We start from the raw sequence: 10,907 nt of genomic DNA on the forward strand, positions 1-10,907 counted from the left end.
AAGCGCTTTATAATACTTGATGTTCGGGTTCGGCAGCGCAGATTTGACGCCCTCCACAATAAGCCCCGAAACATTGGACTCGATCATGCGTTCCAGAAACTTGGCCTCGTTTTCCACACGGTTGTGCCCAAACCCAAGGTCGATCCCGTAGCCTGCCCCGCTCAGCACGCCTTCAATGCCCGAGAGCACCTCCGGAAAGATGTAATTGTCAAGAAAGCTCATACAAACGCCTACCGTATTGTTTTTCGGTTTCAGTATCTGCTTTTTGACGTACGAGCCGCTGCCCTTGCGCCGCTCGATCGCGCCCAAATCTTCAAGCTCGTCAAGCGCCTTTCTGACGGTCTGCCTGCTCACCGAAAACTTGCTGCACAGCATATTCTCCGACGGCAGCTTGTCCCCATACGCAAAGTGTCCCTTATCGATGTTCTCAACAAGCCAGTCGCGTAATGCCCTGTATTTAAAATTAGTTGTCTCCGCAGCCTGTGTTTTCAAGAGTCTACCCCCGCCTGTCAGCGATTACCGTCATCCGCACAAAGGGAAAACCGGTTCTTTTTCCATTACCTAAAATCAGCAATATATTCCTTATTTGCGTCGATCAGCTCGCCTACCATTTCATTGATCTGATCCAGATTGAGCATCGCTGCCGTCAGCGGATCTAGCTTGATGCCTTCATAGATGTATTGCAGTTTCTTTTCGTTCGCAGCCTTCGCCATCAGCACGTGTACGTTGATATTCGATACGTTGAGCGCCGCCAGCGCCTCCGGCAGCTCGCCCACATAACACGGATGGATGCCCTCGCTATCCGCGTAACACGGCACCTCCACGACGCTGTTTTTGGGCAGGTTCTCGATGAGCCCTGTATTCTTCACGTTAAGGTTCGCCCGGAACGGCTTGCCCGTCAGGTTCGCGTGTATAATTTCCGGCGCATATTCAAACGTTTTATCCATCGGGATATCCTCGCCCTGCGCAAGCATCTCCTTCAATTCTTCAAAATAATCATCCGCCGCCATCTCGTGGTCGAGCCACCATCTTCTATCCACCTGCAGGTCACGGATCACCTGTTCGTTCTTGCGGAAATACGGCACATATTCCGACATATGGAAGGGCGACTCCGATACAAAATAGCCAAAATTCTGCATCATCTTAAACCGGACGATGTCAACCAGCCGCACACCCATCGTGATATAATCGGGCTCGCGGTCGGCCATTTTGATGATATCTTCCACCTTCTCCGCCCGCCTGAAAAGCTCAGGGTACGCGTCCTTCCCGTCTACCTTATATTGCAAGAACCAATCCATATGGTTGATGCCCGCCGCCCAGAACGACACATTCTCGCGCGGTACTTCTAAGTACGCCGACAATTGAAGCGCCGTGCTCTGTACATTGTGGCAGAAGCCGAATACCTTGATCGGCGTTGCCTTGCTAAGCGCTAAACACAGCGGAGCCATCGGATTCGTATAATTGAATAAATATGCATCCGGGCACAATTCTTCCATATCACGACAGATTGCGAGGATCTCCGGATACGCCCGCAAGAAACGGAACATTCCGCCCGGCCCGATGATATCGCCGATCGCCTGGTGCACGCCGTACTTGTCTGGTATTTCAAGGTCCAGCTTGTATTGCTCCCACCCGCCGACATTGATGGTATTGATTACATAAGTAGCGTCGGCAAGCACTTCACGGCGCTTTTCTGTCGCTTTAATTATAACATCCTTGCCTGCCTGTTTGCAAAGTTGTTTTGCAACTTTTTCCATTACTTCCAGCTTTTCCAAGTTGATGTCCACAAGCGAAATATTGTCAATATTGATATCGTCGTAAAGAAGCAAATCCCCAATCAGCTTCTTGGCGAACATCGCGCTGCCAGCACCAATGATCACTACCTTGTTCATTTTTTCTCCTCCACATTTTTTTCATTTTATATGCGCCGAATGAAAGTTTATTCATTCTTATTCACTCAGCTTATATGGTCAATTTTTGCTCCACCGCTTTGATGGTATCGATCGCCATTTTTGTATACTTGTCATAGAATTCATCACAGCCGCCCTGCGCCATCACCGCAAAGGGGTCTGCACCCGCCGGAAGCAGTTCGAACGTCAGATATCCGTCATAGCCGATGTCCATCAGCGCCTTTATGATCGGTTCAAAGTCGATATGTCCCGCGCCCGGCGCAGCACGGTTGCTATCCGCCAAGTGGATATGCACAAGGTCTTTCCCGTATGTTCGCAGCGACTGCGCCATGTCCGCTTCCTCGATGTTCATGTGGAAGGTGTCGCCCATCACGCCTACGTTAGGCATATCGATGCGCTTGACTAGCGCATGCACGCGTGACAGGCTGTGCGCGATATACGTCTCGTACCTGTTCCACGATTCAATACAGATCGTAATACCGCATTTGCTTGCATATTCCGCACACTCGCGCACATTTTCCACTACCCAGTTAAGTTCGTCTTCAATATCAGCGACAGGCGCGACCTTCGAGCACGCCGTCGGCGCGACGATCACCTTCTCGCCACCCAGTGCCGCGGTAAAGTCGATCACCTGCCGCACATAATCCTTTGCATGATTGCGCACCTTATAATCCGGATGCACCAAATCGCGCTGCGGCGTAAAGATCGAGCAGGTAGAAGAAACCTTGATCCCGTTGTCCTCACACAACCGGTTTACTTCCGTAATATCGAAATTGTCCGGCTCGCCAAGCATCTCGATCGCATCATATCCGTATTTTGCTACGCGCTCGATGCTCGTTTTGATCGGTTCCCCGCAATACACCAGCGCGTCATAACTATATCTGAACATATGTTTTACTCCTTACCCGCAAGCAGCGTATCCCTGCCGTATTTTTCCACCCTGTCGCATAATTTTGAAAGCACCTGCACCGCGTCGCCCATGATCGCAACGTCGCTCATCGCAAAGATCGGCGCCGCCGGGTCTGCGTTGATGGCAATGATGTGCTTTGCGTTCTTGATGCCAATGGTGTGCTGCAACGCGCCGGAAATACCACACGCGATATACAACTCGGGCGCAACCGTCTTGCCCGTCTGTCCGACCTGTACGTCAAACGGTGCCCAACCCTCGTCCACCGCTTTTCTTGTCGCGCCCACTGCCGCATCCATCCTCACCGCCAGCTTTTGCAGCACGCGGAAGCTTTCCGCATCACCAATCCCGTACCCGCCGGAGATGACGATGCCCGCCTCCCCCACATCACGGAACACATTGTCCTTTTCCACTGCCTTCAAAAACTTTACCCTGCCATCCTGCACGCCCATCTCCATATCCACATAAGTGAATTTCGTTTCCGCAGGCTTTGCCGCATGATTTACAAGCAGCACATTCGGTCTCACAGACGCAAGCTGCGGCCGGTGGTTGGGCGATATGATAGAGGCCATGATATTGCCGCCATAAGTCGGCCTGATCTGCACCAGATTCCGCTCCGCGTCGATATCAAGCGCCGTACAGTCTGCCGTCAGCCCGACCTGCAGCCTGCATGAAACACGCGGCGCAAGGTCGCGGCCGTTCTCCGTCGCCGGAAACAATATGCCTGCCGGTTTGTATTGCCGTGCCAGCGCACAGATCGCGCTTGTATAGCGTTCCGTGTCATATTGCTCCAGAACATCGTTTTTGACAATATATACATTATCGCAGCCGATCTCTGCCGCATTCTCCTCAAAATCTTCCGGCACGTCACTGCAAAGAAGCACTGCCGAAACCTTCTCGCCAAGCATATCCGCCAAACGCTTTGCTTCGCTCAACAATTCAAGCGATACCTTTTGCAGTTGTCCGCGTTCATTGTTCATTTCCATGACCGCCCACATGCCCGCATATGCCCCAAAATCCTGTTTTCTGACCGCGATACTATCATTTGTGAGTGCCTGCACAGGACACGCCTTCACACATTCCTCGCAAAACACACAGGTATCGCCGATGACGGGCAGTTTGCCCTCCATCGCTATCGCGCCGAACGAACACGCTCCCGTGCACAGGCCGCAGCCCACGCATTTATTTTTATCAACAACTATCATATTTTTTCCCTCACACAATATACCTGTTAAAGCCCGCATGCTCCATCAGCCGGTCGGCAAGCGCCTCCGCCGTGCCGCGCCACAGATCGATCTTTTCTTTTTTCTCGATCCCACCGTTGATGATCATTTTGATCCTGTCCTCAGCAGACAGCGAATCGTCGATCGTCACATAGCTTTTTGCGCGCGCGTCCGACATTTTGATGTTCACCACCTTGGTAGGCGATCCGTCGTTGCCGATCTTTGCCGGGTCAAGGTCTAAATCCGCCACCCTGAGCAGCTTCACTTCCTTGTCCGTTTGACCAAGCCGTCTTGGCTGATTGACGCCCTTTAGTACACATACCAGCGCAGGCAGCTGCGCTTCATAAAACTCGATGTTTTTGCCTACCTCGCGCTGTACCGTTACACGGTCGGCTTCTACCTGTACTTCTCTCACATACGTAAACTGCGGGATATCCAAATTTTCTGCAATGATCGGCCCCACCTGCCCCGTGCAGCCGTCGATCGCCTCGTTTCCGCACACGATTAGGTCATAGCCAATCTTTTTCGCCACCTCGGAAAGCGTATAACCTGTTGCCAGCGTGTCCGACCCGCCAATCAGGCGGTCGGATACAAGCACCGCTTCGTCCGCGCCCATCGCAAGGCAATATTCCAGAGTGGAACTGGCCTGCATCGGTCCCATAGAAACAACAGTCACCTTGCCGCCGATCCGGTCGCGCAGCGCAAGCGCCGCTTCCACACCGTTTTCGTCATAAGGATTGATAATACTGGGAACACCCTCGCGTACCAGATTGTTTGTTTTGCTGTCTATTTTCACTTCGCTGGTATCCGGTACCTGCTTTACAAATACAATAATATTCATCATGCGTCCCCCCCGTCATATCCTGCGCGCCAGAACTTCGGCTTCCAAAATCGCCTGTTCAATCGCGCGCGGAGCCACACAGTCGCCAGCGGAGTACACCTCCGGCCGCTTGCCCTTAAACGCTTTATAAAGCGCGTTTTCTGATCTGCTTTGCCCCGCGATCAGTACCGTATCCATGCCTGCAAGGCGCATTTCCTCGTGGTTATAGACATTTTCCAAAACCACATCCGCGCCTTCAAAGCGAAGGATCGCGTGGTTTGCGATGATGTCCGCACCGTTTTCATAAAGTCGCTTGTTAAGGAGGTATAACTGCCCGCTTTCAATATCAACGCCCACGCTTGCCGACGGAGTCACCACCGTCACCTGTGCGCCCAGCGCCTGACAATAGTCCGCTACGCCACCGCCCTGCCAAAATCCAATATCGTCGTATACTAACACATTGTTACCGATCTTTTCCACATTCCGCAGCGCCTCGTGCACATCCATTACAGCCATTTTCGCCGTCTCGAGACCCTCAAATTCAGGCATGAGCGGTGTTGATCCTGTCGCCACCACCAGTACCTCAGGACTTAGCTGCTCCACCAGCGCTTCGTCCACTTCTGTGTCATAATGCACAGCAACGCCTAATTCCTGCAATTGTATGCGCAAATAGCGGTACACTTCCTCAAGCTCGTTGCGGTATGGCAGTTTTTCCGCCAAACGCACCTGTCCGCCCGCCACGCCGTCCTTTTCATATACCTGCACATTGTGCCCGCGCTTTGCCGCGATCTCCGCTACCTTCAGACCCGCAACGCCCGCGCCCACCACCATTATCTTTTTCTTTACTTCCGCCGTGTCAAGCGTGTCGATGCCAAAATGTTTTTCCCTGCTCACAGCGGGGTTCTGGATGCACTCTACATAAATGCCGTCCACACCCACACAGCCTTCGTTGCAGCCAATACAGTGACGGATGTCGTCAAGCCGATCCTCCATCGTTTTATTGGGCGTTTCCGGATCGCACAGCAGTTGGCGGCACATACCGATCAGGTCTGCGTTGCCCTCCGCAAGGATCGTTTCTGCCTGTACCGGGTCGTTGATGCGTCCAAAGGCCGTGATCGGGATATCCACGTTTTTCTTCAGCTCCGCGCTCTCATAGACCGCCCATCCAAGCGGCAGTGGCGATGGCGGTATTTGCATATACCAGCTGCTGAACGTGCCCGCGTCCGTGCTCAAATAATCAACGCCGCCTTCTTCTAAAGCCTTGGCGATTTTCATGCCATATTCGAGCGAGTATCCATACCAGGTAAATTCATCCACGCACAATCGTATGCCAATCGGGTAATCAGGCCCCACCGCCTCGCGGATGCCCGCGATCACTTCCAGCGGATAACGCATACGGTTTTCAAAGCTGCCGCCGTATTCGTCCTCCCTGCGGTTGAAAAACGGGGAGACAAACGTACGCAGCAATCCGTCATGCGCGATTTTGAGTTCCACCGCGTCCCACCCAAGCTCCTTTTGCCACGCCGCGGAATTGATGTAATATTCCTTGATCAGCTCCATATCTTCTTTTTCAAGTTCTTTTGTATTAAAATGACAATACGGCTCGTTCATCTGCGTCGGGGCGACCAATAGCTGAGGAGGATTCAGCAGTGTCGTGTGGCCGCCCTGATTCAGCTGCGTAATGGCTTTGCACCCGTATTCGTGTACTTCGTCTGCCAGCCGTTTGAAATTATCCTTGTTCCTTGGCTCAAAGCCCAATACATATTTAAAGGACATCTGGCTGTTAGGGTCGACGTTCTGGCTCACCGTTACGGCAGCCGCGCCGCCCTTCGCGCGCTCTACATAATGCCTTACATTCCTGTCCGAAAACAGCCCGTTTTCCAAATATCCCTCGTCTATCGCATATCCAGTATGGTGGGGCAGGAAAACAAACCGGTTCTTAAAGGTCACTTTCCCCATTGTAAACGGAGACAACAAGTGCTTAAAATCGTTTCGCGTTTGCATTGCAACATTTCCTTTCTTTCGCATGTTTTATTCTGATTACGATACGTCTTTTGGCGGCGCAGCCCTATCAAAACCGCGCCGCCCGGACGTATATAAGAAACGTATGGAGCGTAGGTCTCTTTTTATTTACTGATCAGTCCTTTCCTGTCTGTCGTAATGATGATGCACAGCAGGAAGATGATGCCCTTGATCAGCTGTTGCGTGATCGGGTCTGCCCCAATGAGGACAAGCCCGTTCGTCAGGCACGTCAGCATCATTGCGCCGATGATGACCGCCATATAGTTGGATTTCGCGCCGCCGGAGACGGACAGTCCGCCCAACACCAGCGCGATCATAACATTTGTTTCTGTCAGGTTGCCCGTCTGGGCCGTAGCAGAGCCGGTACGTACCAGCGCAAAGAATGCCGCCACACCCGCAAGGGCGCCCGCGATCACAAAAGCGATCACCTTCACCCTACTCACATTCACGCCGGAATACGTCGCCGCGATCTCTCCCGAGCCGATCGCCCGCACCTGCCGTCCCAGCTTCGTGAAACGGAATACGATAAAGCCCACTGCGACGATCGCCGCCACCACGATGAACTTTCCGACAAGATTGTCGTAATCATAGATCGCGTAAGGCGTTTCCACGCGGAAATTGCTTGTAAAGAACACGATCAGTCCCCTGAAAATGAACATCGTACACATGGTGACAATGAACGATTGTATCTTGAACTTCGAATGCATCACGCCATTCAACAGCCCGATGCCCGCGCCCACGCCGACTGCCGCCACGATCGCGAGCGGGATGCTGACAGTAGAAACGACCGCCGCCACATAACATGCGAGCCCTACGATCGACCCTTGCGAGAAGTCAAGCGATCCCATCGTCATGACGAACATAACGCCGGCCGAGCAGATCAGCAGTGTAAGCGCCTGTTCTATAATCAGCTTCCAGTTGGAGCCGTCCATAGATTTTCCCTGCGTCAGCACGGCAAACAATACAATGACGATCACAAGCCCCAGGTACGGAATAGCGCTTTGTAACATCTTTTTATTCATGATGTTTCCCCCCTAGATCATATAGTGAATGATTTTTTCTTCGGAAAGCCCCTCTTCGCGCAGCAGCTCGCCTGTGATCCCGCCGTCCTTTAGGATGACGAGCCTGTCGCACATGCCGATGAGCTCAAGAATCTCCTCAGAAATCATTACGATGGATTTGCCCTGTTTGACCAGTTCCTGCATCAGCTCGTAGATCGAAGCCTTGACCATAACGTCGATACCCCTCGTCGGGCTGTCGAGCACAAGGATATCAGAATCCCTGCCCAGCCACTTGGCAAGCACCACTTTTTGCTTATTACCGCCGGATAGCGCCGATACAAACTGGCTGATGTTTTCCATCTTCACATTCATCTTCGTTGCATATTCATTCGTAAACCAACGTTCCCGCTTGGGGGAAATAAAGCCTTTTTTCTGTAGCTTGTCCATGCTGCTCAGGCATACGTTGTCTAAGATGCTCGCGTTGATCATCAAGCCTTCCTGATCCCTGTTTTTAGAAGCATACGCCACATCGTTTACGATCGCCGTCTTAATGTTCGTGATCTCCACATTCTTTTGCGGCAGGCTCACCGTGCCCGTCTGTGTCTCAAGCGCGCCGAACATCACCTTGCCAAGCTCGTGCATGCCCGATTCCGTCAGACCGCCGATGCCGAGGATCTCTCCCTTATGGAGCTCTAAGTTGATGTTTTTGAGCATGCCCTCCACGTTGATATCACGAAGCGACATCACGACCTCACCCTTTATGTTCGAGTGCGTGTCTTCCCTGTAATACTTTCCGGAAAGCTCCCTGCCGACCATATACTTTTTCAGGTCATCCTCGCATACCTCGTCTGTGACGGGGAACGATTTGATGTGCTCGCCATCGCGCAGTACGGTGATGGAATCGCAAAGCTCCAGTACCTCCTGCAAGTCATGCGAAATCACAATCACAGAACCGCCGCGCGCTTTCACGCGGTGGATCAGTTCATACAGCTTTTCACGCCCGTCGTGGCTAAGCGCCGTCGTCGTTTCATCCACCACAAGCAGGCTTGGGTCAAAGTACGTCGCCTTCACAAGCTCGATCATTTTTCTTTCTTCAAAGGTATAATGTGCAACGTCGTCTGCCGGATTGATCGTATCAAACCCAAAGACGTCCAGATATTCCCGCGCCTTTTTGTTCATCCGCTTAGAATCGACAACGCCATTTTTGATAAAAAGCTCCTCGTTGCCGAAAAAGATATTTTCCGCCACTGTAAGGTCTTCGATGGTATTCATTTCCTGTACGATAATGCTCACACCGTGCTTGTTTGCATCAAGCTGATTCTTCGGTGCGTATTTCTGCCCTTCTAAAAACATTTCGCCAGAGGTCACGGTATGGATGCCGGTGACCATATTGGTGATCGTCGATTTCCCTGATCCATTCTCCCCAATGAGTCCGTGTATCTCCCCTTTGTATACCTCAAAGGAAACCTGTTTTACAGCTTTGGTCGCACCAAACGTTTTGGAAAGGTCCTGAGTTGTCAACAATATTTCTTTACTCATTTTGTTCTCCTCCTATCTCCATAGGGAAGCGGCTATTTCACCACTTCGGCCTTTCCTTTGTTTTTAATGCCCATCGCCGCCACGATCACGAGCAAGATCACGCCGATGATCGTATTTTGCAGCGTCGAGTCAAGCCCGTTCGTCATGATGCCGCTGATGATCATCGCGATGATGAACTCGCCGATGATGATCGAGATGACAGGATTGACATATTTTTTGAACGCCAGACCGATAAAGCAGCCCATGATGGGCGTAAAGTTTCTTGCCATGCTGCTCATGCCCTGCACAGGGATGACCGTCGAGCTGTAACAGATCGTCAGCAGCGCCGTGATACCTGTAAAAAGGCCGCAGAGGATAAAACCGATCACTTTATATTTTGAAACGTTGACGCCCATGTTCTGCGCCATCGGTTCATTTTTGCCGATTGCTTTGATATAAATGCCCGTGCGTGTAAATTTGATGATGAACATCGCGATCGCAAACGCGATGACCGCAATAATGATATTCCACGGGGCCTGCCCCAAAATCCGGTATTCTTCCGCCAACACATAGCTGTTGCCGCCCGCCAGATAGCTTGCGATACATTCGTAAATGATCATCAGGCCTACCGTTGCAATGATGGACGGTATCTTGAACTTCAGATACAAAAATCCGTTTGCCACGCCTACCAGCGTCCCCACTAGGACCGCGCCGACCACAAGCCCCACAAAGCCAAACTGCACAGACAGCATACACGCCACAAGCGCGCTCAAAATGATGTTTGCGCCGATGCTGAAGTCAAACAGCCCCATCGTGAGCACGAAGTAAAAACCGCACGCCGCTATGGATGGCAGCAGGCATTGCTGAAGCAGGATAAACAAGCTTTCCGCACTGCCGAAACGCGTAGGCTGCAGGATAAAGAACACCAGATAGGTAACAACGAGTAAACCCAGCAGTAAAACTAAACTTTTCACTTTGTTTTTCATAAGATTTTACCTACGTTTCTACGTTTATTTCTTTTCCAGAAACCGCCTGCTATCTGTCCGGGAAAGCTCCCGGACAGATACAAGCGTCTTTGCATTTTTGATTTCTGGCTTGTCTTATTTCTTGAGGTCAGCGTGTCTTTCCATAACATCCTGCAACGACAGGCTCTGTGCCGCTTTTACAAAATCGTCCTTTGTCAGCGACGGGTTATATGTAACGGACAGCTGCTGGATCTCTTCCGCCGTATAGGGGAGGATATCTCCGCGGAACCATTCGTCGAACGCTTTGGCTTCTTCACCACTCGTTACATAGATCATGTCCATAACGATCTCAACAGGCTCCTGTGCCCACTCTGCTCCTGCAACGGAGTTATAGGCCAGCATGAACGAGAAGAACGGGTCACACCAGTGTCCGCCGGACATCGCGTCAAGCGTGCCGCTTTCCATGTCTTCAATCAGCGAATCCGTGAAGTCTGTGGAAACAAGCTCGATGTCGCCTGTCTTGTTCGCCTTCTGCAGCGCA

9 protein-coding genes and 1 pseudogene are annotated in these 10,907 nt (G+C 51.7%); all 10 read right to left on the reverse strand.

The window, feature by feature from the left end:
* Positions 1–492, reverse strand: a 492-nt coding sequence (locus VB081_RS11320; protein WP_323400921.1) for a GntR family transcriptional regulator, incomplete at its 3' end; no start/stop codon positions are given.
* A 65-nt stretch (positions 493–557) separates the two neighbouring features.
* Positions 558–1,892, reverse strand: coding sequence for an alpha-galactosidase (melA, locus tag VB081_RS11325; protein ID WP_323400922.1), 1,335 nt, complete (start codon positions 1,890–1,892; stop codon positions 558–560).
* Positions 1,893–1,962: 70 nt separating this feature from the next.
* Positions 1,963–2,799, reverse strand: a complete 837-nt coding sequence (locus tag VB081_RS11330; protein ID WP_323400923.1) for a sugar phosphate isomerase/epimerase family protein — start codon at positions 2,797–2,799, stop codon at positions 1,963–1,965.
* 5 nt (positions 2,800–2,804) lie between these two features.
* Positions 2,805–4,022: an electron transfer flavoprotein subunit alpha gene (locus VB081_RS11335; RefSeq protein ID WP_323400924.1), complete on the reverse strand. Its 1,218-nt coding sequence runs from the start codon at positions 4,020–4,022 to the stop codon at positions 2,805–2,807.
* A gap of 10 nt (positions 4,023–4,032) precedes the next feature.
* On the reverse strand, positions 4,033–4,884 hold the full coding sequence (locus VB081_RS11340; RefSeq protein ID WP_323400925.1) for an electron transfer flavoprotein subunit beta/FixA family protein: 852 nt from the start codon (positions 4,882–4,884) through the stop codon (positions 4,033–4,035).
* Between the two features lie 12 nt (positions 4,885–4,896).
* Entirely contained in the window at positions 4,897–6,864 is a 1,968-nt protein-coding gene (locus VB081_RS11345; RefSeq protein WP_323400926.1) for an oxidoreductase, read from the reverse strand.
* A gap of 122 nt (positions 6,865–6,986) precedes the next feature.
* Positions 6,987–7,904 (reverse strand): ABC transporter permease, encoded by a 918-nt coding sequence (locus VB081_RS11350; protein WP_323400927.1) that lies wholly within the window; start codon positions 7,902–7,904, stop codon positions 6,987–6,989.
* 12 nt (positions 7,905–7,916) lie between these two features.
* Complete coding sequence (locus tag VB081_RS11355; protein ID WP_323400928.1) at positions 7,917–9,422, reverse strand: sugar ABC transporter ATP-binding protein; 1,506 nt, start codon at positions 9,420–9,422, stop codon at positions 7,917–7,919.
* A 32-nt stretch (positions 9,423–9,454) separates the two neighbouring features.
* Positions 9,455–10,387, reverse strand: coding sequence for an ABC transporter permease (locus VB081_RS11360; RefSeq protein WP_323400929.1), 933 nt, complete (start codon positions 10,385–10,387; stop codon positions 9,455–9,457).
* A gap of 114 nt (positions 10,388–10,501) precedes the next feature.
* Positions 10,502–10,907 (reverse strand): annotated as a pseudogene (locus VB081_RS11365) (hypothetical protein); the annotation flags it as partial.

Source organism: Christensenella sp., assembly GCF_034927525.1.
Classification (GTDB): Bacteria; Bacillota; Clostridia; order Christensenellales; family Christensenellaceae; genus Christensenella.

Coding starts and splice junctions, on each gene's coding strand:
- melA (WP_323400922.1), bottom strand. CDS start 1,892: ATGAACAAGGTAGTGATCATTGGTGCTGGCAGCGCGATGTTCGCCAAG.
- VB081_RS11330 (WP_323400923.1), bottom strand. CDS start 2,799: ATGTTCAGATATAGTTATGACGCGCTGGTGTATTGCGGGGAACCGATC.
- VB081_RS11335 (WP_323400924.1), bottom strand. CDS start 4,022: ATGATAGTTGTTGATAAAAATAAATGCGTGGGCTGCGGCCTGTGCACG.
- VB081_RS11340 (WP_323400925.1), bottom strand. CDS start 4,884: ATGATGAATATTATTGTATTTGTAAAGCAGGTACCGGATACCAGCGAA.
- VB081_RS11345 (WP_323400926.1), bottom strand. CDS start 6,864: ATGCAAACGCGAAACGATTTTAAGCACTTGTTGTCTCCGTTTACAATG.
- VB081_RS11350 (WP_323400927.1), bottom strand. CDS start 7,904: ATGAATAAAAAGATGTTACAAAGCGCTATTCCGTACCTGGGGCTTGTG.
- VB081_RS11355 (WP_323400928.1), bottom strand. CDS start 9,422: ATGAGTAAAGAAATATTGTTGACAACTCAGGACCTTTCCAAAACGTTT.
- VB081_RS11360 (WP_323400929.1), bottom strand. CDS start 10,387: ATGAAAAACAAAGTGAAAAGTTTAGTTTTACTGCTGGGTTTACTCGTT.